Annotated in this window: 20 protein-coding genes; 13 read left to right on the forward strand and 7 right to left on the reverse strand. The window is 74.7% G+C overall.

Annotation, left to right across the window (positions count from 1 at the left end):
- The first annotated feature begins 69 nt into the window (after positions 1-69).
- The 3 genes from QWJ41_RS10940 to QWJ41_RS10950 all read left to right on the forward strand — a co-directional run bounded on the left by QWJ41_RS10940 (position 70) and on the right by QWJ41_RS10950 (position 2,541).
- On the forward strand, positions 70-750 hold the full coding sequence (locus tag QWJ41_RS10940; protein ID WP_302708144.1) for a class F sortase: 681 nt from the start codon (positions 70-72) through the stop codon (positions 748-750).
- 76 nt (positions 751-826) lie between these two features.
- The gene (locus QWJ41_RS10945; RefSeq protein ID WP_302708146.1) at positions 827-1,915 is read left to right on the forward strand and encodes an LLM class flavin-dependent oxidoreductase; all 1,089 of its coding nucleotides are present in this window, start codon (positions 827-829) and stop codon (positions 1,913-1,915) included.
- Positions 1,912-2,541 (forward strand): CE1759 family FMN reductase, encoded by a 630-nt coding sequence (locus tag QWJ41_RS10950; protein ID WP_302708147.1) that lies wholly within the window; start codon positions 1,912-1,914, stop codon positions 2,539-2,541. Before QWJ41_RS10945 ends, QWJ41_RS10950 begins: the two co-directional genes overlap by 4 nt.
- 30 nt (positions 2,542-2,571) lie before the next feature.
- Here QWJ41_RS10950 and QWJ41_RS10955 read toward each other — a convergent pair whose 3' ends face one another.
- A complete protein-coding gene (locus tag QWJ41_RS10955; protein ID WP_302708148.1) occupies positions 2,572-3,102 on the reverse strand; it encodes a YbhB/YbcL family Raf kinase inhibitor-like protein in 531 nt (176 codons plus the stop codon).
- A gap of 86 nt (positions 3,103-3,188) precedes the next feature.
- On the opposite strand from QWJ41_RS10955, the gene cobA reads away from it, so the two are divergent.
- Positions 3,189-4,493 (forward strand): uroporphyrinogen-III C-methyltransferase, encoded by a 1,305-nt coding sequence (gene cobA / locus QWJ41_RS10960; RefSeq protein WP_302708150.1) that lies wholly within the window; start codon positions 3,189-3,191, stop codon positions 4,491-4,493.
- A gap of 1 nt (position 4,494) precedes the next feature.
- On the forward strand, positions 4,495-5,298 hold the full coding sequence (locus QWJ41_RS10965; protein WP_302708152.1) for a TrmH family RNA methyltransferase: 804 nt from the start codon (positions 4,495-4,497) through the stop codon (positions 5,296-5,298).
- A gap of 112 nt (positions 5,299-5,410) precedes the next feature.
- Here the strand turns inward: QWJ41_RS10965 and def are convergent, their stop codons facing one another.
- On the reverse strand, positions 5,411-5,998 hold the full coding sequence (gene def / locus QWJ41_RS10970) for a peptide deformylase (RefSeq protein ID WP_302708154.1): 588 nt from the start codon (positions 5,996-5,998) through the stop codon (positions 5,411-5,413).
- A gap of 113 nt (positions 5,999-6,111) precedes the next feature.
- Between def and QWJ41_RS10975 the strand changes: the two genes are divergently transcribed.
- Positions 6,112-7,488, forward strand: a complete 1,377-nt coding sequence (locus QWJ41_RS10975; RefSeq protein WP_302708156.1) for an acyl-CoA dehydrogenase family protein — start codon at positions 6,112-6,114, stop codon at positions 7,486-7,488.
- A 13-nt stretch (positions 7,489-7,501) separates the two neighbouring features.
- Complete coding sequence (locus QWJ41_RS10980; RefSeq protein WP_302708158.1) at positions 7,502-8,719, forward strand: acyl-CoA dehydrogenase family protein; 1,218 nt, start codon at positions 7,502-7,504, stop codon at positions 8,717-8,719.
- Between the two features lie 83 nt (positions 8,720-8,802).
- Here the strand turns inward: QWJ41_RS10980 and QWJ41_RS10985 are convergent, their stop codons facing one another.
- The 3 genes from QWJ41_RS10985 to QWJ41_RS10995 all read right to left on the reverse strand — a co-directional run bounded on the left by QWJ41_RS10985 (position 8,803) and on the right by QWJ41_RS10995 (position 10,402).
- A complete protein-coding gene (locus QWJ41_RS10985) occupies positions 8,803-9,477 on the reverse strand; it encodes a hypothetical protein (RefSeq protein WP_302708160.1) in 675 nt (224 codons plus the stop codon).
- Positions 9,478-9,598: 121 nt separating this feature from the next.
- On the reverse strand, positions 9,599-10,027 hold the full coding sequence (locus tag QWJ41_RS10990; RefSeq protein ID WP_302708162.1) for a hypothetical protein: 429 nt from the start codon (positions 10,025-10,027) through the stop codon (positions 9,599-9,601).
- An 87-nt stretch (positions 10,028-10,114) separates the two neighbouring features.
- A complete protein-coding gene (locus QWJ41_RS10995) occupies positions 10,115-10,402 on the reverse strand; it encodes a YiaA/YiaB family inner membrane protein (RefSeq protein ID WP_302708164.1) in 288 nt (95 codons plus the stop codon).
- Between the two features lie 129 nt (positions 10,403-10,531).
- Between QWJ41_RS10995 and QWJ41_RS11000 the strand changes: the two genes are divergently transcribed.
- Complete coding sequence (locus tag QWJ41_RS11000) at positions 10,532-11,872, forward strand: DUF2252 domain-containing protein (RefSeq protein WP_302708166.1); 1,341 nt, start codon at positions 10,532-10,534, stop codon at positions 11,870-11,872.
- Positions 11,873-11,892: 20 nt separating this feature from the next.
- Here the strand turns inward: QWJ41_RS11000 and galK are convergent, their stop codons facing one another.
- Positions 11,893-13,089 (reverse strand): galactokinase, encoded by a 1,197-nt coding sequence (gene galK / locus QWJ41_RS11005; RefSeq protein ID WP_302708167.1) that lies wholly within the window; start codon positions 13,087-13,089, stop codon positions 11,893-11,895.
- A 53-nt stretch (positions 13,090-13,142) separates the two neighbouring features.
- On the opposite strand from galK, the gene QWJ41_RS11010 reads away from it, so the two are divergent.
- Positions 13,143-13,529 (forward strand): ankyrin repeat domain-containing protein, encoded by a 387-nt coding sequence (locus tag QWJ41_RS11010; protein WP_302708168.1) that lies wholly within the window; start codon positions 13,143-13,145, stop codon positions 13,527-13,529.
- A 31-nt stretch (positions 13,530-13,560) separates the two neighbouring features.
- Positions 13,561-14,994: a GuaB1 family IMP dehydrogenase-related protein gene (locus QWJ41_RS11015; RefSeq protein WP_302708170.1), complete on the forward strand. Its 1,434-nt coding sequence runs from the start codon at positions 13,561-13,563 to the stop codon at positions 14,992-14,994.
- Positions 14,995-15,004: 10 nt separating this feature from the next.
- Here QWJ41_RS11015 and QWJ41_RS11020 read toward each other — a convergent pair whose 3' ends face one another.
- Positions 15,005-15,592 (reverse strand): LysR substrate-binding domain-containing protein, encoded by a 588-nt coding sequence (locus QWJ41_RS11020; protein ID WP_302708172.1) that lies wholly within the window; start codon positions 15,590-15,592, stop codon positions 15,005-15,007.
- 219 nt (positions 15,593-15,811) lie between these two features.
- On the opposite strand from QWJ41_RS11020, the gene QWJ41_RS11025 reads away from it, so the two are divergent.
- From QWJ41_RS11025 to QWJ41_RS11035, 3 genes are read left to right on the forward strand one after another with little or no spacing between them, the layout of a single operon-like run.
- Positions 15,812-16,861, forward strand: a complete 1,050-nt coding sequence (locus tag QWJ41_RS11025) for an acyl-CoA dehydrogenase family protein (RefSeq protein WP_302708174.1) — start codon at positions 15,812-15,814, stop codon at positions 16,859-16,861.
- Positions 16,858-18,228, forward strand: coding sequence for a PIG-L family deacetylase (locus QWJ41_RS11030; RefSeq protein ID WP_302708176.1), 1,371 nt, complete (start codon positions 16,858-16,860; stop codon positions 18,226-18,228). Before QWJ41_RS11025 ends, QWJ41_RS11030 begins: the two co-directional genes overlap by 4 nt.
- On the forward strand, positions 18,225-18,947 hold the full coding sequence (locus QWJ41_RS11035) for a glycosyltransferase family 2 protein (protein WP_302708178.1): 723 nt from the start codon (positions 18,225-18,227) through the stop codon (positions 18,945-18,947). The genes QWJ41_RS11030 and QWJ41_RS11035 overlap by 4 nt, the downstream gene beginning before the upstream one ends.
- Positions 18,948-18,969 lie beyond the last annotated feature (22 nt).

Below are 18,969 nucleotides of genomic sequence, written 5' to 3' on the forward strand. Positions count from 1 at the left end.
CGCCGAGTCGGCCTGGACTTCGCGAGGGGCCGGGTTTGGAGCCGCGGGCGCCTCGGGCAGGGTGGGGACGTGCCGCTCCTCCCGCTCGACCGTCACCCACGCCCGGTGGTCGTGGCTGCCGTCGCCGGGTTCGTCCTCGTCGTCGTGCTGTCGGCGATCGTCGCGACCCGGTCGGGCGACGAGGCGCCGCGTGCCGAGACCCCCGCTGGCACCGCCGACACCGCGGAGACCGGCGCGGCCGGTTCTGATGACGCGGCGGCCGCCGGGGTGGACACCATTGAGGAGGCGACGTACGCCGAGAGAGCCGCCGGCGACCCCGACCGCCTGCGGATCCCCGCCCTCGGGGTGGACGCGCCGGTGCTGGCCGTCGAGGCGCCCGGCCGGGTGCTCGTGCCGCCGCGCGACCCGCAGCGGCTGGGCTGGTGGTCGCAGGGGGCCCGCCCCGGTGCGGCCACCGGCAGCGCCCTGGTCGTCGGGCACACCGTGCACAGTGGCGGGGGAGCGCTCGACGACCTGGAGACCCTCGCTGCCGGCGACCGGATGACGGTGCGCGCGGCCGGCGGGGACCTTGCCTACGAGGTGCGCAGCGTGCGCGTCTACGACAAGGGCCGGATCGCCCGCGACGCCGGACGGATCTTCAGCCAGGAGGTCGACGGGCGCCTCGTGGTGCTGACCTGCGAGGACTGGGACGGGCAGGGCTACCGCAGCAACGTCGTCGTGGTGGCCGAGCCGGTCGGCGCCGGCGCCTGACGGCAGGGAACATCCGCCCACGGCCGGTGGTTGAGCGATCAGTTCGCATTTCAACCACTTCGGAGGCGTCAGCACCATGCAGCTCGGGATCTTCAGCGTCGGGGACGTGACCACCGACCCCACCACCGGCCGCACCCCCACGGAGCACGAGCGGATCCGCGCCCAGGTCGCGATCGCGCTGAAGGCCGAGGAGATCGGCCTCGACGTCGTCGCCCTCGGCCAGCACCACAACCCGCCCTTCGTGGCCTCGGCCCCGACGACCACGCTGGCCTGGATCGGTGCCCAGACCCGGCGCATCCTGCTCTCGACCGCCACGACGCTGATCACCACCACCGACCCGGTGCGCATCGCGGAGGACTACGCCACGCTGCAGCACCTCACCGGCGGCCGCGTCGACCTGATGATGGGTCGTGGCAACACCGGCCCGGTCTACCCGTGGTTCGGCAAGGACATCCGTGAGGGCATCAACCTGGCGGTGGAGAACTACGCGTTGCTGCACAGGCTCTGGCGCGAGGACGTCGTGGACTGGCAGGGACGCTTCCGCACGCCCCTGCAGGGCTTCACCGCGACCCCGCGGCCGCTCGACGGCGTGGCGCCGTTCGTGTGGCACGGCTCGATCCGCAGCCCCGAGATCGCCGAGCAGGCGGCCTACTACGGCGACGGGTTCTTCCACAACCACATCTTCTGGCCGCCCGAGCACGCGGCACAGATGGTGCGTCTCTACCGGGAGCGCTTCGAGCACTACGGCCACGGCCGCGCCGACCAGGCCTACGTCGGGCTGGGCGGGCAGTTCTTCATGCGCAAGGACAGCCAGGCCGCGGTCCGGGAGTTCCGCCCGTACTTCGACAACGCCCCGGTCTACGGCCACGGCCCGTCGCTGGAGGACTTCACCTCGCAGACGCCCCTGACCGTCGGGTCGCCGCAGCAGGTGCTGGAGCGGACGCTCGGCTTCCGCGAGCACGTCGGCGACTACCAGCGCCAGCTGTTCCTCGTCGACCACGCCGGGCTGCCGCTGAAGACCGTCCTCGAGCAGCTCGACCTGCTCGGCGAGATCCTGCCCGACCTGCGTGCCGGGTTCGCGGAGGGGCGACCCGCCCACGTGCCCGACGCCCCGACCCACGCCGCGCTCGTCGCGGCCCGTGCCGACCAGGAGGTGCCCGCATGACGCGTCTGGTGGTGCTCAGCGCCGGCCTGGGCGTCCCGTCGTCGACCACGCTGCTCGCCGACCGCCTCGCCGCCGCCGTCGTACGCCGCCTCGGCGGCGAGGCCGAGGGCCGGGTCGAGGTCGAGCGCGTGGAGCTGCGCCGGCTCGCGCACCCGCTGGCCGACCGGCTCACCACGGGCTTCGCGGGGGAGGAGCTCGCGGCGGCGCTGGAGGCCGTGCACGGCGCCGATGCGCTGGTTGCGGTCACGCCCGTCTACGCGGCGTCGTACAGCGGGCTCTTCAAGACCTTCGTCGACGTGCTCGACCGGGACGCGCTCGAGGGGACGCCCGTGGTCGTCGCGGCGACCGGCGGGACGCCTCGGCACTCGATGGTGCTCGACCACGCGCTGCGCCCGCTCTTCGCGCACCTGCGGGCGGTCGTCGCGCCGACCGGCGTGTTCGCCGCGACCGACGACTTCGGCGACGCGGGCCTGGACGACCGGGTGGAGCGCGCCGCCGGCGAGCTGGTCGCCCTCCTGAGCGGCACGGCGACCACCCGCACCCGGCCCACCGAGGACGAGCGGCTCGCCGACCCCACGCCCTTCGAGGAGCTGTTGCGCCGGGCGGGCGCGGGGCCGACGGGCTGACACCTGCTCAATGTGTGGCCCGGGATCGGCTCAGTGCTGGTAGGTGCCGTGCAGGATCGCCCGGCCGGCGGTCTTGAAGGCCAGGTTGAACGAGACCACGGCCGGGGTGGCGTCGGAGTCGACGCCCAGCGTCTCCTCGGTCACGGCGTGCACCACGAAGAAGTAGCGGTGCGGCATGTCGCCCGGGGGCGGGGCGGCGCCGGCGAAGGCCTTCGAGCCGGTGTCGTTGCGGCACATGAACGCCTGCCCGGGCAGCTCGGCGTCCTCGGCGCCGATGCCGGCGGGCAGCTCGGTGGTGTCGGCGGGCAGGTCGACCAGCACCCAGTGCCAGAAGCCGCTGGGCGTCGGTGCGTCGGGGTCGAAGCAGGTGACCGTGAAGCTCTTGGTGCCCTCCGGGGCGCGGCTCCACGACAGCTGGGGCGAGGAGTTCCCGCCGTCGCCGACCTGGGCGTCGGTCAGCGGCTGGCCGTCGCTCACGTCGGTGCTGGTCACATCGAAGGACGGCACCGGGGGCAGGAGGTCGTAGGGGTTCGGGGCAACGGGACGCTCGAGGTTGCTCATGTAGCCGAACGTAGCCCGGCCGACGCGCAGTGACCACCACCCGGTCAGCGCACCCTCGGGGACGGCTCGAGGGTCAGCATGGGGCCATGGCTGAGCACTCCGAGGACCCGACCGCCGACGGGACCCGTCGCGCCGCGACCGAGGCGCCGCCGTACCCCGTGGGGCTGCGCCTGGCCGGTCGCCGGGTGCTGGTGGTCGGCGGGGGACAGGTCGCCCAGCGCCGGGTGCCGGCCCTGATCGCCGCAGACGCCGACGTGGTCGTGGTGGCCCCCCAGGTCACGCCCGCCCTCGAGGGCCTGGGCGCCGAGCTGACCCTGGTCCCGCGCCGCTTCGAGCCCGGCGACGTCGACGGGGCGTGGTACGTCGTGGCCGCCACCGACGACGCGGAGGTCAACGCCGCGGTGCTGGCCGAGGCCGAGGCGCAACGGGTCTTCTGCACCCGCGCCGACGACGCCCGCGAGGCCAGCGCCTGGACCCCCGCGGTCGGTCGCCACGACGGCGTGACGGTGGCGGTGCTGGCCAACCGCGAGCCGCGGCGCTCCGCGGCGGTGCGCGACGAGGTGATGACGGCGCTGCGCGACGGCCGGCTGACCGTGCGCGACGCCCACCAGCGCACCGCCGGCGTGGTGCTGGTCGGCGGCGGGCCCGGCGACCCCGAGCTCGCCACGGTGGCCGCCCGGCACGCGCTGGCCAGCGCCGACGTGGTCGTCGCCGACCGGCTGGCCCCGCGCGAGCTGCTCGACGAGCTGCCCGCCCACGTCGAGCTGGTCGACGTCGCGAAGCTGCCGCGCGGGCGCCAGGCCACCCAGGAGTCCATCAACGAGGTCATCGTCGACCGCGCCCTCGAGGGCAAGCGGGTGGTGCGCTTCAAGGGCGGCGACAACTTCGTCTTCGGACGCGGGTTCGAGGAGATCCTGGCCTGCCGCGCCGCCGGCGTGCCGGTCAGCGTCGTGCCCGGGCTGACGTCGGCGATCTCGGTGCCGGCCGGCGTGGGCATCCCGGTCACCCACCGCGGCGTCGCCCACGAGTTCACCGTGGTGACCGGTCACGTGCCGCCCGGGCACCCGCAGTCGTTGGTCGACTGGGAGGCGCTCGCGCGGATGCGCGGCACGATCGTGCTGCTGATGGCGGTGCAGAACGCGCCGGTGATCGCCGAGACGCTGATGGCCGGTGGCCGACGCGCCTCCACCCCCGTGGCGGTCGTCGTGGAGGGCACGATGCCGGAGGAGCACACGGTGCTGAGCACCCTCGGCGAGCTGGCGCACGACATCGTGGCCGAGGGCGTGCGGGCACCTGCGATCATCGTCGTCGGCGACGTCGTCGCCGTCGCCCGGCCGGGGCGCTACGCCGAGCCGGTCACGGTGCGACCGGGGGACTTCGGGGAGGACTGACGTGGCCGAGCTGGTCGAGATCACCGAGGCCGACGACCCGCGGCTGCGCGACTACCGCGACCTGCGCGACGTACAGCTGCGCAAGGACCTGGAGGCCGAGCACGGCCTCTTCCTGGCCGAGGGGGAGAAGGTGGTGCGCCGGGCGGTGGAGTCCGGCTACGCGCCCCGCTCGTTCCTGATGGCCCCGCGCTGGCTCGACGGCCTCGCCGACGTGCTGGAGCGCTCGGAGGCGCCCTGCTACGTGATGAGCGAGGAGCTCGCCGAGCAGGTGACCGGCTTCCACGTGCACCGCGGGGCTCTCGCCTCGCTCGAGCGCCGCCCGTCCGTGCCGGTCGACGACGTCCTGGCCGGGGCCCGCTCGGTGCTGGTGCTCGAGGACATCGTCGACCACACCAACGTGGGCGCGATCCTGCGCAGCGGCGCCGCCCTCGGCTTCGACGCCGCGCTGCTCGCGCCGCGGTGCGCCGACCCGCTCTACCGGCGCGCCATCAAGGTGTCGATGGGCGCGGTCTTCACGCTGCCCTGGACCCGCCTGCCCGAGTGGTACGACGCCCTGCCGGCGCTGTCGGCGCGCGGGTTCACCACCGTGGCGCTCACCCTCGCCGACGACGCGGTGCCGGTCGAGGAGGCGGTCGCCGGGCTCGACCTGGTCGCCCTGGTGCTGGGCTCCGAGGGCCACGGGCTCTCCGAGCGTTGGCAGGAGAGTGCCGACCGGCGAGCGATCATCCCGATGCACGAGGGCATCGACTCGCTTAACGTCGCCGCCGCCTCGGCGGTGGCCTGCTACGTCACCGCGCGGCGCTGACCCTGCAGGAGTCCCCGGCTGACCGGGGACTCATGCGCATGTCAGGGGTTGCAACACCCCACAAGTGCTGGAGTCCCCGGCCGACCGGGGACTCCTGCAGGCGCCAGCGACCTCAGTCGGTCGGCCAGCCCTCGGGGTACGCCTCGACGAGCTTGTCGTGCTCCTTGGCGAGCTTCTTGCGCTGCTTGGTGGGCAGGCGGTCGCCGAAGACGGTGCCCCGGGTGTGGTCGGTCTCGTGCTGCAGGCAGCGGGCCAGCAGGCCGTCGCCGGTGAAGGTGACCGGCTGGCCGTCGAGGCCGGTGCCGGTCACGGTGGCGGTGTCGGGGCGCGCGCAGGGCACGAACGCGCCGGGGTAGGACAGGCAGCCCTCATCGGAGTCGTCGAGGTTGCGCTCCTTGCCCTCGGGCAGCTCGAGCTCGGGGTTGCAGACCACGCCGACGGTGCGCTCGCCCGACTCGTCGGGGCAGTCGAAGACGAAGACGGCCCTGTCGACGCCGATCTGGCAGGCGGCCAGGCCGACCCCGTCGGCGGCGTACATGGTCGCGACCATGTCGGCGACCAGCGCGCGCAGCTCGTCGTCGTACGACGTCACCTTCTCCTGCGGGCGGTGCATCACCGGGGTGCCCCACCGGGTGATCGGGCGGACCGTGCCGCCCTCGGGCAGGGGACCGTACGGCGCGTGCTCAGGCTGCTCGTGCATGCCCGCGATCCTAGGAGGGCAGCGCCCCGGCGGCCCAACCCGGCCGGCAGCTGTGACCCGGACCACCCGGAGCGTCTGTAGCGCAATGTGTAACTCCCAGTTACGTTAGCGGCATGGACCTCACCAAGAGCCTCCCGGCGCGTCTGCGCCCCGGGGGAAGGCACGGCCTGGCCGGCACCGAGGTGCGCGACCCGATCGGCTACGCCGTGGCCGCCCTCGGCAAGCTCGCCCAGAGCGACCTCCTCGACCGCGTCGGGCTGCGCAAGCAGGCCGAGCAGGCCGTCTACACCGCGACCCGCACCGGCTTCCAGGCCGCGACCCGCGCCAACCGGGCCTTCACCCGGTCCGGCAGCCGGCAGCAGCCCGGCGTCCGGGTGCCCGCGACCGCGCCGAGGGGCGTCTTCGACCTGACGCCCGGCGAGGACGAGCAGATGCTCGTCGACGTGGTCACCGAGTTCGCCGACGAGGTCGTGCGCCCCGCAGCGACCGAGGCCGACGAGACCTGCGCCGCGCCCGAGCCGGTGCTCAAGGCCAGCCTCGAGATCGGGCTGCCGATCCTGGGCGTGCCCGAGGCGCTCGGCGGCATCTCCGAGGAGCGCTCGGCCGTGGCCGGCACCCTGGTCGCCGAGGCGCTCGCCCGCGGCGACATGGGCCTGGCCGTCGCCGCCCTCGCGCCCGGCGCGGTCGCCACCGCCCTGGGCCTGTGGGGCACCGAGGCCCAGCAGCAGACCTACCTGCCCGCCTTCACCGGCGACGAGGTCCCCGCCGCCGCGCTGGCACTCAGCGAGCCGGCGGTGCTCTTCGACGCCCTGACGCCGAGCACCACCGCCCGCCGCACCGCCGACGGGTTCGTCCTCGACGGGCTCAAGAGCGCGGTCGTTCGTGGCGCCGAGGCCGAGCTGTTCGTCGTCGGCGCCGAGCTCGACGGCAACCCGGTGCTCTTCCTGGTGGAGTCCTCGACCCCCGGCCTGAGCGTCGAGTCCGACCCGGGCATGGGTGTGCGGGCCGCCTCGATGGCCCGCCTGCGCCTCGAGGGCGTCACGCTGCCGGCCGACGCGGTCCTCGGCGAGACCGACGGGTCGACGTACGCCGAGTGCGTGCGGCTCTCGCGGCTGGCCTGGTGCGCCCTCGCCGTCGGCACCGGCCAGGCCGTGCTCGACTACGTCACGCCCTACGTCAAGGAGCGCGAGGCGTTCGGCGAGCCGGTGGCCCACCGCCAGTCGGTGGCCTTCATGGTCGCCGACATCGCGATCGAGCTGCAGGCCATGCGCCTGCTCACCTACAAGGCCGCCGGCCGCGCCGCTGCCGGCAAGGACTTCTCCCGGGAGGTCGCCCTGGCGCGCCGCCTGTGCGCCGAGAAGGGCATGCGGATCGGCCTCGACGGCGTGCAGCTCCTCGGTGGCCACGGCTTCGTCAAGGAGCACCCGGTCGAGCGGTGGTACCGCGACCTGCGGGCCGTCGGCGTGATGGAAGGAGCCGTCCTCGTCTGAGGGCAACCACACCATGATCAATCTGGACGACCCCAAGAAGTTCCGCCCGCTGCGCGACCAGGCCCACCAGGTCGCCATGAACATGCTGCGCCCGATCTCGCGCAAGTACGACAAGGCCGAGCACGCCTACCCCACCGAGCTCGACATGCTCGCCGCGATGATCGACGGGCTCTCCGAGTCGGGTGCCGCGGAGGGCGCCGGCGCCGCCGGCGTACGCCGCGACGAGACGCCCGAGGAGAAGGGCGCCGGTGCGAAGAACGGCGCCAACCTGGCCTCGGTGATGTCGATCGCCGAGATGTGCTGGGGCGACGTGGGCCTGCTGCTCTCGATGCCGCGCCAGGGCCTGGGCAACTCCGCGATCGCCTCGGTCGCCGACGACGAGCAGGCCAAGCGCTTCGAGGGCGTGTGGGCCGGGATGGCGATCACCGAGCCGGGCACCGGCTCGGACTCCGCCAACATCTCGACCACCGCGGTCCTCGACGGCGACGAGTACGTCATCAACGGCGAGAAGATCTACGTCACCAGCGGTGACCGGGCCGACGCCATCGTCGTGTGGGCCACCCTCGACCGCGACCTGGGGCGGGCGGCCATCAAGTCGTTCGTGGTGCCCAAGGGCACCCCCGGCATGCGCGTCGACCGGCTCGAGCACAAGCTCGGCATCAAGGCCTCCGACACCGCCACGATCATCTTCGAGGACTGCCGGGTGCCGAAGGAGAACCTGCTCGGCTCCCCGGACGTCGACGTCAAGCAGGGCTTCGCCGGCGCGATGGCCACCTTCGACAACACCCGCCCGCTGGTCGCGGCGATGGCGATCGGCTGCGCCAAGGCCTCCCTCGACCTGACCCGCGACCTGCTCGAGCAGGCCGGCGTGGTCATCGACTACGACCGCCCGGCGCTCACGCAGTCGGCGGCCGCGGCCAAGTTCCTGCAGATGGAGGCCGACTGGGAGGCCGCGCGGCTGCTGACGCTGCAGGCCGCCTGGATGGCCGACAACCGCGAGCCCAACTCGCTCGAGGCCTCGATGGCCAAGGCGAAGGCCGGCCGGGTCGGCTCCGACATCACGCTCTCGTGCGTCGAGCTGGCCGGCACCCTGGGCTACAGCGAGACCGAGCTGTTGGAGAAGTGGTCGCGCGACTCCAAGATCCTCGACATCTTCGAGGGCACCCAGCAGATCCAGCAGCTGATCGTCGCCCGCCGCGTCCTCGGGCTCAGCAGCGCCGAGCTGAAGTAGCCCGCACCCTCACGACGTACGACGGCCCGGGACCCACGATGGTGGGTCCCGGGCCGTCGTCGTGCGGCGCTCGAGCCGCTGGGTCAGCTCTCGCTGCCCTGCTGCAGCGTCTCGGACTCCGAGGCGACCTGCTTGGCGGTCGAGGGGTCGAGCAGGGGCTCGGTGCGGTCGTCACCGAGCTGGCCGAGCTGCTCGGGGCCCTCGGGCACCGGCGGGGCGGCCGAGGCGGGCGTGGGCTCGGACTTCAGCGGCACCTCGTCGGGGCTCTTCTTGGCCGGCGTCTTCTTCGCGGGCGCCTTCGCGGCCGCGCTCTTGCTGGCCGGTGCCTTCTTGGCGGCGGTCTTCTTCGCGGGCGCCTTCTTGGCCGGAGCCTTCTTCGCCGGCTTCTTGGCCGCCGCGACGTCGGCCGGGGTGGCGTCGACCTGCACGTCGGCCGCGCCGGCGTCGATGTCGGTCACCGGCTCGCCGGTGGGAGCAGCGGGAGCAGGGGCAGGGGCCGGGGCCGGGGCCGGGGGAGCCGAGGGGGCCGCCGCCTTCGCTGCGGCGGGGGCGGCGGGGGCGCCGCGCCGGCTGACCTTCTGCACCAGGCCGCGCGCGGTGCCCTCGACGGCCAGGCGGCCCAGGCTGACGCCCGAGCGGACCTGGGTCACGGCCTTGTCCGCCGCCGCGGCGGGCAGCTTGGCGACGCCGGCGACCAGGTCGGTGGCCACGTCGGCGACGGGGCCGACCACGGGGATCTTGGAGAGCGGGGTGGGCACGGGGGTGTCCTCCTGGAGCTGGGTCGGGGAACGGGGTGCCGGCGACCGGACGGCCGCGGGCGGGACGCCCCGAGTCAACCATCCGTGGCGGCGCAGGGCCCCGCACGCAGGGGTGAGTGGGTCAGGAGTCGGCGGGGCGCACCGGCTCCGGTGCGGGGGCGGGTCGCCGTGGCGGCAGCCGGTCACCCGGCGCCGCGGGCGTCGTACGCCGCTGCTCCGACGCCGTGCTCGCACCCGGGCGCGGCGCGACCCGGGCAGCCACGTCGGCCGGTGTCACCTCGGGCACAGGTGCCGTGGGCGCGGAGTCGAGTGACCCGTCCGGCACCTCCGAGGCCCGGTCCGGGGTGTCTGGGTGGTCACTCGATCGGGATCCCCGGGTACCCGGGGAAACCGACAGCCCGCGCTCCACCACCGGCCGCAGCCGCTCCAGCGCCCCGCCGCCGACCCGCAGGCCGAGCCGCCCACCGAGGCGCAGGGTGCCCAGGACGCGGCGTCCGACCTCCCCGACGGCGGTGCTGGTGCTGGTGCTCTGCTGGCTGCTGGAGCTCATGGGCGTCCTCTCGTCGGTGTCGATCGGTTGCCGGGGCAGTCAAGCACGAGCCGGAGCTCGAGCCCAGGGTCCGTCTCAGGGCCCGTCTCAGGACACCGAGCGGAAGGGGTCGTGGTCGGCGAGGATCTTGTCGACGCGGGCCTGGTCGAGGCGGTTGACCACCGAGGAGGTCTCCTGGGCGTCCCGCACGCACTTGGCCAGGGTGAAGGCCGAGGTCGTCAGGTAGAGGGTGCCGAGGGCGAGGAAGGCGCGGACCCACGGGTCGACGGGCAGGTACAGCACGGCCACGACCATGCTGAGCAGGGCCAGGCCGAAGGAGATGCCGGCCTGGGCGTAGAAGGCGCTGGTGGTGGGGTTCTTGGTGGGTGTGCTCATGGCTCCAGCCTCGGCGCCCGCGGCCCCCGGCGGATGCGTCGGCGTACCCGTCGCGGGTGAGTCCGGGTGCTCAGAAGTCCCCTCCCACGGGTGGGCTGCCGGGCCACGGGGGACTGGCACAGTGGCGCCATGGACGACCAGGACCGCACCGAGACGATCATCGAGGTGCTGGGCGAGGCCTTCGCCGACCTGATGGAGGCCGACCCCGCCGCTTTCCGGGGCAAGTACCGCAAGATGGCCGCCGACCCGCACTCGTTCTACCGCGGCACGGCCTGCCTGTTCTACGCCGACGTGACCGGCAGCACCGGAGGCTCCGCCGGCTCGCAGGTCTGGAGCGAGGACTTCGCCGACGAGCGCAGCGGCCGGATCTGGATCCACGGAGACCTGCACGTCGAGAACTTCGGCACCTACCTCAACTCCGACGGCCGCTTCGTCTTCGACGTCAACGACTTCGACGAGGCCTACCTGGGCCGCTTCACCTGGGACCTGCAGCGCTTCGCGGCCTCCCTGGCGCTGGTGGGCTGGCAGAAGGCGCTGCCCGACGAGGACGTGCGCGGCCTGGTGGAGCGCTACCTGCGCGCCTACCTCGACCAGGTCGACCGCTACGTCGAGAGCGACGAGGACGACTACGCGCTCTACCTGCACAACACCTCCGGGCCGGTGCACGAGGTGCTGCTGCAGGCCCGCGAGCAGCGGCGCACCGACCTGCTGGCCGCCAACACCACCCGTGGCGACCAGGACCACCGCACCTTCCGCGACGACGCCAGCGTGCGGCGCCTCGACGACAAGGAGCGGGAGAAGGTCCTGCAGGCCTACCGCGACTACCTCGAGACGATCCCTGACGAGCGGCGCTCGCCGCGCGACGTCTTCTACGAGCTGCACGACGTCGTGGGCAAGTCCGGCTTCGGGATCGGCAGCGCCGGGCTGCCGGCCTACAACCTGCTCATCGAGGGCCAGAGCCAGGCGCTCGACAACGACGTCGTGCTCTCGATGAAGCAGGCCAACGTGCCGGCGGTGAGCCGCTTCGTCGACACCTCGGAGGTCGACGACTACTTCGACCACGAGGGCCACCGCACCGCGGTCAGCCAGCGCGCCCTGCAGGTGCACACCGACCCGCTGCTGGGCCACGCCGCCATCGACGGGGTGGGCTACGTGGTCTCGGAGGTCTCGCCCTACGAGCTCGACCTCGACTGGTCGGGCATCACCGAGCCCGACGAGATGGGCGAGGTCGTCGAGCTGCTGGGGCGCGCGACCGCCAAGGTGCACTGCGCCTCCGACGAGGACAGCGACCAGGACCTCGTCGACTTCCAGGTCGAGGAGGCGGTCGTGGCCAGCGTCGGCGACCGGCGCGACGAGCTGGTCTCGTGGGTCACCGACTTCGCCACGACGTACGCCGACCGGGTGCGCGCCGACCACGCGCTGTTCGTCGAGGCCTTCCGCGAGGGCCGGATCGGGATCTCCTCGACCTGACCCGACCTGACCCGGCTCGGTCAGTCGACGCGCTGGGCCGAGGCGCCGCCGGCGGGCTCGACGCGCAGGTGCGCCGGGGGAGTGGCGCCGTCGCGCACGAAGCGCAGGTCGATGGCCCGCGCGACCGCGTCGACCCGGTCCTCGGGCACCAGCGCCACGCTCGACCCGCCGAAGCCGCCCCCGGTCATCCGGGCTCCGACGGCGCCGGCCTCGACCGCGGTCTCCACGGCCGCGTCGAGCTCGGGGCAGGAGATCTCGAAGTCGTCGCGCATCGAGACGTGCGAGGCCAGGAAGAGCCGGCCCAGGGCCGGCAGGTCGCCGGCGGTGAACGCCTCCACCGTGTGTCGCACCCGCTCGATCTCGCCGACCACGTGGCGGGCCCGGCGCCGCAGCCGCTCGTCGTCGAGCGACTCCGCCTCCCGCGGCCCGACGTCGCGCAGCGAGCGCGCCCCGAGCAGCCGAGCGGCCTCCTCGCAGTCGGCGCGCCGCTGGCCGTAGCCGCCGTCGACCAGCTCGTGCGAGACCCGGGTGTCGGTGACCAGCAGCGCCAGCCCGGCAGCGCCGAGGCCCAGGTCGACCGACCTCGACGACCCGTCGGCGAAGTCGAGGAGCAGCGCGCGACCCGGCTCGGCGCCCACGGCGACGCCCTGGTCCATGCCGCCCGTGGGCGCGCCGACGACCTCGGTCTCGGCCCGCACCGTCGCCTCGACGAGGCGCTCGCGGCTGTCGTCGACGTCGTGGCCGAGCAGCGCCAGCACGGCGGCGCCCACCGCGCACTCGAGGGCGGCCGAGCTCGACAGCCCGGCGCCGACCGGCACGGTGGAGTCGATCAGCACGTCGAGCCCCGGCACGTCCAGCGGCTCGGCGCCCGGGGGAGCACCGGCACCCAGCGCCCACAGCACCCCCGCGGCGTACGCCGCCCACCCGGTCGCACCGCCGGGCGCGCAGTCCGCGAGCGTGCCCTCCCAGCCCTGCTCCTGCTGGCGGCTGCGGATCCGCACCACGCCGTCGTCGCGGCGGCGCACCGCCGCCCAGGTCGCGTGCGGCAGCGCGACCGGCAGCACCAGCCCGTCGTTGTAGTCGGTGTGCTCGCCCATCAGGTTGACCCGGCCGGGCGCGCGCCCGACCACCTCCGCCGGGGCGTCGTACGCCGTCTCGAAGGCGCCGGTCAGGCGCGTCAGCACATCAGCGGGGTCACCGGGGTCCGTCCACGTCATGCGGCTCACCCTAGGGACCCGGGACCCACCCGGGCGGGTGCCACCATGGGCCCATGAGCGAGCAACCCACGACGGGGCCGACCGACCTCACGGACCTGACCGAGCTGGCCCACCAGCTGCTCGACCTGGCCCGGCTGGGCCACGTGGAGCGGCTGCTGGCCTACGTCGACGCCGGGGTGCCGGTCGACCTGACCGACGCGCAGGGCAACACCCTGCTGATGCTGGGCGCCTACCACGGGCACGCCGCCGTGGTGGCCGGGCTGGCCGAGCGCGGCGCCGACGTCGACGCGCTCAACGACCGTGGGCAGTCGCCGCTGGCCGGCGCGGTCTTCAAGGACGAGCAGGACGTCGTGGCCGCACTGCTGGAGGCGGGGGCCGACCCGGAGGCGGGCACCCCGACCGCGCGCGAGACCGCGGCCATGTTCGGCCGCACGCTCTGAGGCGTCGGCCCGGGGTCGTAGGGTCGCGAGCGTGCGCTTCCTCAACGACGCGGCCCCGCCGCACGAGCTGACCTACGACGACGTCTTCATGGTGCCCGGGCGCTCCTCGATCGCCAGCCGCTACGACGTCGACCTCGCCACCTGCGACGGCACCGGCGCCACCATCCCGGTGGTGGTCGCCAACATGACCGCCATCGCGGGGCGCCGGATGGCCGAGACCGTCGCGCGGCGCGGCGGCATGGTCGTCATCCCGCAGGACATCCCGGTGCCGGTGGTCAGCGACGTGGTCTCCTTCGTCAAGAGCCGGCACCTCGTCTTCGACACCCCCATCGAGCTGGCCCCGCACCAGACCGTCGCCGAGGCCCTGGCACTGATGCCCAAGCGCGCGCACCGCGCGGCGGTCGTGGTCGACGACGGCCGCCCGGTCGGGGTGGTCTCGGTGCAGGACTGCACCGACGTCGACCGCTTCGCCCAGGTGCACCAGGTGATGACCCGCACCCCGGTCACCATCACCGCCGACACCGACCCGCGGGCGGCCTTCGAGGCGCTCGACGCCGCCCGGGCGCCGCTGGCCGTCGCCGTCGACCCCGACGGCACCCTGGTGGGCGTGCTGACGCGGGCCGGGGCGCTGCGTGCCACGCTCTACACCCCGGCCGTCGACGCGCGGGGCGGGCTGCGGGTCGCGGCCGCGGTGGGCGTCAACGGCGAGGTCGGCGAGAAGGCCGCCCAGCTGCTGGCCGCCGGCGTCAACACCCTCGTGGTCGACACCGCCCACGGTCACCAGGACCGGATGCTCGAGGCGCTGCGCGCCGTGCGCGCCCTCGACCCGCAGGTGCCGGTCGTGGCCGGCAACGTCGTCGACGCAGGCGGCACCCGCGCGCTGCTCGACGCCGGGGCCGACATCGTCAAGGTCGGCGTGGGCCCTGGCGCGATGTGCACCACCCGCATGATGACCGGCGTCGGCCGCCCGCAGTTCTCGGCGGTGCTGGAGTGCGCGGCCGCCGCCCGCGAGGCCGGCGGGCACGTGTGGGCCGACGGTGGCGTGCGGCACCCGCGTGACGTCGCGCTCGCCCTGGCCGCGGGGGCCTCGAGCGTGATGATCGGCTCCTGGTTCGCCGGCACCCACGAGTCGCCGGGCGACCTGGTCGAGGACGCCGGGCGCTCCTACAAGGTCTCCTTCGGCATGGCCTCCGCACGGGCGGTGGCCAACCGGACCTCCGCCGAGTCCGCCTACGACCGGGCCCGCAAGGGCCTCTACGAGGAGGGCATCTCCTCCTCGCGCATGTACCTCGACCCGCAGCGCCCCGGTGTCGAGGACCTGGTCGACGAGATCTGCTCGGGCGTGCGCTCCGCGTGCACGTACGCCGGCGCCGCGTCGCTGGAGGAGCTGCACGAGCGCGCCGTCGTCGGGGTGCAGTCGGCCGCCGGCTACACCGAGGGCCGCCCGCTGGCCACGTCCTGGTAGCCGGCCCGGCTCAGCCCCGCGAGGAGTTCGCGGTGCGCCCGCGCACGATGCCGATGAAGGTCTGCACCCGCGGGTCCTCGTTGTCGGTGCGCCACACCAGGCCCACCGTGGTGCCCTCGAGGTCGTGCACGGGCCGGTAGGTCACGTCCTTGCGCTGGTGCAGGCGGGCCACCGACATCGGCACCAGCAGCACACCGGTGCCGGCGGCGACGGTCTCGACCGCCTCGCGCACGCTCATCGCCGGCCAGTCCAGCTGCGGCGCCCGGGGGGTCCAGCCCGAGACGTGCGGCGCGACCAGCTGCTCGTCGGTCAGGTCGTCGGTGCCGACCTCGTCCACGACGGTGGCCACGTGCTCGTGGCCCATCACCGCCACCACCCGCTCGTCGTAGAGGTTGATGCAGTGCAGGCCGTCGCGGTCGACGGGCAGGCGCGCGAGCACCATGTCGACCTCGCCGTCGCGCACCACGCGCTCCTGGTCCTCCTGCTCGACCGGCACCAGGTCGAGGGGGTCGCGGGAGCGGTCGCGCCAGGTGCGCGCCCACTTGTCGGGGGTGGCTCCGGTGACGAAGCCGAGGCGGAAGGGGGTGGTGGCAGGCACCCCGCGAGCCTAGCCGTCAACCTCTTCCCCCCTCCTAGGGGTGAAACAACGGCGATGGCGTTTCACGCTGCCGTGCAACGGTTATGGGGTAGTAGTCGCGGGCTCGGCGCCCGTACGGAGCTCTCACGCAGCTGCTCCCGACGGTGCCGGGTCGGCGGCGCACATCCCCCGCGTTGAGGAGAGCACTGCATGGACCCCTGGGTGTCTCTCGACCCACCCATGCCAGCACGGCCCGGAGCACGGCCCGACGACCGGGACGACCGGTCCCGCGAGCTCGTGACCGGTGCCCTGGCGGGCGGCACCAAGCGAGGGGACCTGGCCGGCCACCTCGAGCTGGCCGCCGAGCTGGGCGCGATCCTGCCCCGCCCCGCCTCCGGCGCCACGGCCACCCTCTGGGCGGCGCTGGCCACGCTGGGCGCCCACGACCTGCAGCTGGCCCGCGCCGTCGAGCCGCACCTCGACGCGCTGGCCATCCTCGACGAGGCCGGGGTCGCGACCCCGGCCGAGCCGGGCGCCACCTGGGGGGTCTTCGCCGCGGAGGGCCCCGGGGTGCGCCTGACCGCTCGTCAGGACGGCGAGCGCTGGGTGCTGCAGGGCACCAAGCCGTGGTGCTCGCTCGCCTCCCACCTGAGCCACGCCCTGGTCACCGCCTGGGTCGACGACCGCACCCGCGGGCTCTTCGCCCTCGACCTGCGCGACCCCGCGGTGCGCACCGGCGAGCACGCCGAGCGGTGGGTGCCGCGCGGGCTGCCCGACGTGGTCAGCACCCCGATCGAGGTCGACGGCGCTCCGGCCACCCCGGTGGGGGCGCCCGGCTGGTACCTCGAGCGCGACGGCTTCGCCTGGGGCGGCATCGGCGTCGCCGCGGTCTGGTACGGCGGCGCGGTCGGCCTGGCCCGCCGCCTCGCCCAGCCGGCCGGTCGTGAGCTCGACCAGGTGGCTCACCTGCACCTGGGCGCGGTCGACCAGCACCTCACCGCGGCCCGCGCCGCGCTGGCCGAGGCCGCCACGGTCGTCGACCACGGCACCGTCCACGGCCCGGCCGCCGCCGCGCTGGCCACCCGGGTGCGCTCGGTCGTCGTGGCCGCCGCCGAGGGCGTGCTCGGCGCCTGCGAACACGCCCTGGGGCCGGGCCCGCAGGTCGGGGAGGCGTCGTACGCCGCCGCCCTCGCCGACCTGCGCCTCTACCTGCGCCAGCACCACGCCGAGCGCGACCTCGCCGCGCTCGGTCGCCACGCCGAGCAGGAGGGGCCATGGTGGACGGCGTGAGCCAGACCAGCTTCCGGCACGACGTGCCCGGCACGGCAGCCAGCACCTGGCACGACGACCGTCGCTGGTCGGGGATGCCACCGTTGGAGCTCTCCGCCCGCGACGGGCGCCGCCTGGAGCACGTCGTCGTGGTCGCCGCGCACCCCGACGACGAGTCCCTCGGAGCCGGCGGGCTGCTCTCGCGGCTGCTCCGGCTGCCCGACGACGAGCGTCCGCGCATCGAGATGGTGCTGCTCACCGCGGGGGAGGCCAGCCACCCGTCCTCGCCCACCCACACCCGCGAGGAGCTCGCGGCGCGCCGCCTGGAGGAGTCGCAGGCCGCGCTGGGCGCGCTCGGCGGCGCCGCCGACCGGGTCCCGGTCGAGTGCTGGGGCTCCGCCGACGGCCGGGTCGCTGACCACGAGGCGCGCTGGGTCGACCGCCTCAGCACCCTCGTCGGCGACGGCAGCCGCGCCCTGCTGGTGGGTCCGTGGCGCCACGACGGGCACCCCGACCACGACGCCGCGGGGCGGATCTGCGCCGCGGCCGCGCGTCGTACCGGCGCCCGGCTGCTGGAGTACCCGATCTGGTTCTGGCACCGTGCCGAGCCCCACGACGCGCCGTGGGTCGACCTGCGCCGGCTGCCGCTCGACGCGGCGACCTGCACCCACAAGCGCCAGGCCGTGCACGCCCACGCCTCCCAGGTGCGCCCGCTGTCGGAGGATCCCGGCGACGAGACGCTGCTCCAGCCCGAGCTGCTGGCGCACTTCCTCGGCGAGCAGGAGGTCTTCGTCGAGGCGCCGGCGCGCGACGAGACCCTCGACGAGCTGCACCGCTCGGTCGCGGAGCCCTGGGGCGCCGACACGCGGTGGTACGAGGAGCGCAAGCGGGCCCTGGCCCTGGCGATGCTGCCGGCCCGCCACCACGGCCAGGTGCTCGAGGTGGGGTGCTCCACCGGGGTGCTGACCCGCGCGCTCGCCGAGCGCTGCGACGACGTGCTGGCGGTCGACTCCAGCCGTGCGGCCGTGTCAGCCGCGCGTCGTCGCACCGAGGACCTCGCCAACGTCGAGGTCCAGCAACGACTGCTGCCCGAGGACTGGCCCGACGGACGCTACGACGTGATCGTGCTCAGCGAGGTCGGCTACTTCCTCAGCCCCGTCGACCTCGACGAGCTGGTGCGCCAGAGCGCCAACGGCCTCGACCGCGACGGCCTCGTGCTGCTGGCCCACTGGCGCCACCCCGTGCAGGGCTGGCCGCTCGACGGCGCCGCGGTGCACCGGGCCTTCGAGGCGCTGCCGGGCTGGTCGCGCATCGCCGAGTACCGCGACCGCGACGTCGAGCTGCTGCTGCTCGGCCCCGAGCACCGCCTGCCGGACCCCACCGCGTGAGCGGCATCGACTCGCTCGTGGTGGTCGTCCCGGTCCACGACGAGCAGGAGGTCCTGGGCGCCTGCCTCGACGCCATCGGCACCGCAGCGGCCCGCGTGCGTGCGCGGGAGGCCGCCGGACCGCGCGTGCAGGTCGTGGTCGTGCTCGACGCCTGCACCGACGCCAGCGCCGAGATCACCGCCGCCCACGGCGCCCGGGGCGTCCGCGCGGTGCACTGCGGCGCCCGCAGCGTGGGAGCCGCTCGCGCCCTGGGCGTGGACGCTGCGACCTCGCGACAGGGCTCGGAGCGGTGGGGGCGGACCTGGGTGGCCACGACCGACGCCGACAGCCGGGTGCCGGCGTCGTGGCTGGAGGACCACCTCGCCGCTGCCGAGCACGGTCACGACCTGCTGGTCGGCCCGGTGCAGCCCGACCCGGCCGGCCTCGACGCGCCCGTGCTGGCCGCCTGGCACGAGCGGCACCGCGGCGGCAGGCTGCACGTGCACGGGGCCAACCTCGGGGTGCGGCTCTCGGCGTACCGGGCCGTGGGCGGGTTCGCCGACCTCGGCACCGGCGAGGACGTCGAGCTGGTCCGGGCCCTGCTCGAGGCCGGGACACCCGCGGTGCGGCAGGGGCGTCCTGTCATCACCTCGGCGCGCGAGCACGGACGCGCCCCCGACGGCTTCGCGGGCTACCTGCGCGCGCTGCGGGTCGCCGTGGCCGAGGGCGCCACGGCCTGAGGCCTCCAGCCGGGCACCGGGC

The organism is Nocardioides cremeus, from assembly GCF_030518195.1.
GTDB classification, from domain to species: domain Bacteria; phylum Actinomycetota; class Actinomycetes; order Propionibacteriales; family Nocardioidaceae; genus Nocardioides; species Nocardioides cremeus.

Bases quoted from the DNA above. Each gene is read 5' to 3' on its own strand.
- QWJ41_RS10955 (WP_302708148.1), bottom strand. From the start codon at position 3,102: ATGAGCAACCTCGAGCGTCCCGTTGCCCCGAACCCCTACGACCTCCTG.
- def (WP_302708154.1), bottom strand. From the start codon at position 5,998: ATGCACGAGCAGCCTGAGCACGCGCCGTACGGTCCCCTGCCCGAGGGC.
- QWJ41_RS10990 (WP_302708162.1), bottom strand. From the start codon at position 10,027: ATGAGCTCCAGCAGCCAGCAGAGCACCAGCACCAGCACCGCCGTCGGG.
- QWJ41_RS10945 (WP_302708146.1), top strand. From the start codon at position 827: ATGCAGCTCGGGATCTTCAGCGTCGGGGACGTGACCACCGACCCCACC.
- QWJ41_RS10950 (WP_302708147.1), top strand. From the start codon at position 1,912: ATGACGCGTCTGGTGGTGCTCAGCGCCGGCCTGGGCGTCCCGTCGTCG.
- QWJ41_RS10995 (WP_302708164.1), bottom strand. From the start codon at position 10,402: ATGAGCACACCCACCAAGAACCCCACCACCAGCGCCTTCTACGCCCAG.
- QWJ41_RS10975 (WP_302708156.1), top strand. From the start codon at position 6,112: ATGGACCTCACCAAGAGCCTCCCGGCGCGTCTGCGCCCCGGGGGAAGG.
- galK (WP_302708167.1), bottom strand. From the start codon at position 13,089: ATGACGTGGACGGACCCCGGTGACCCCGCTGATGTGCTGACGCGCCTG.
- QWJ41_RS11000 (WP_302708166.1), top strand. From the start codon at position 10,532: ATGGACGACCAGGACCGCACCGAGACGATCATCGAGGTGCTGGGCGAG.
- QWJ41_RS11025 (WP_302708174.1), top strand. From the start codon at position 15,812: ATGCCAGCACGGCCCGGAGCACGGCCCGACGACCGGGACGACCGGTCC.
- cobA (WP_302708150.1), top strand. From the start codon at position 3,189: ATGGCTGAGCACTCCGAGGACCCGACCGCCGACGGGACCCGTCGCGCC.
- QWJ41_RS11010 (WP_302708168.1), top strand. From the start codon at position 13,143: ATGAGCGAGCAACCCACGACGGGGCCGACCGACCTCACGGACCTGACC.
- QWJ41_RS10980 (WP_302708158.1), top strand. From the start codon at position 7,502: ATGATCAATCTGGACGACCCCAAGAAGTTCCGCCCGCTGCGCGACCAG.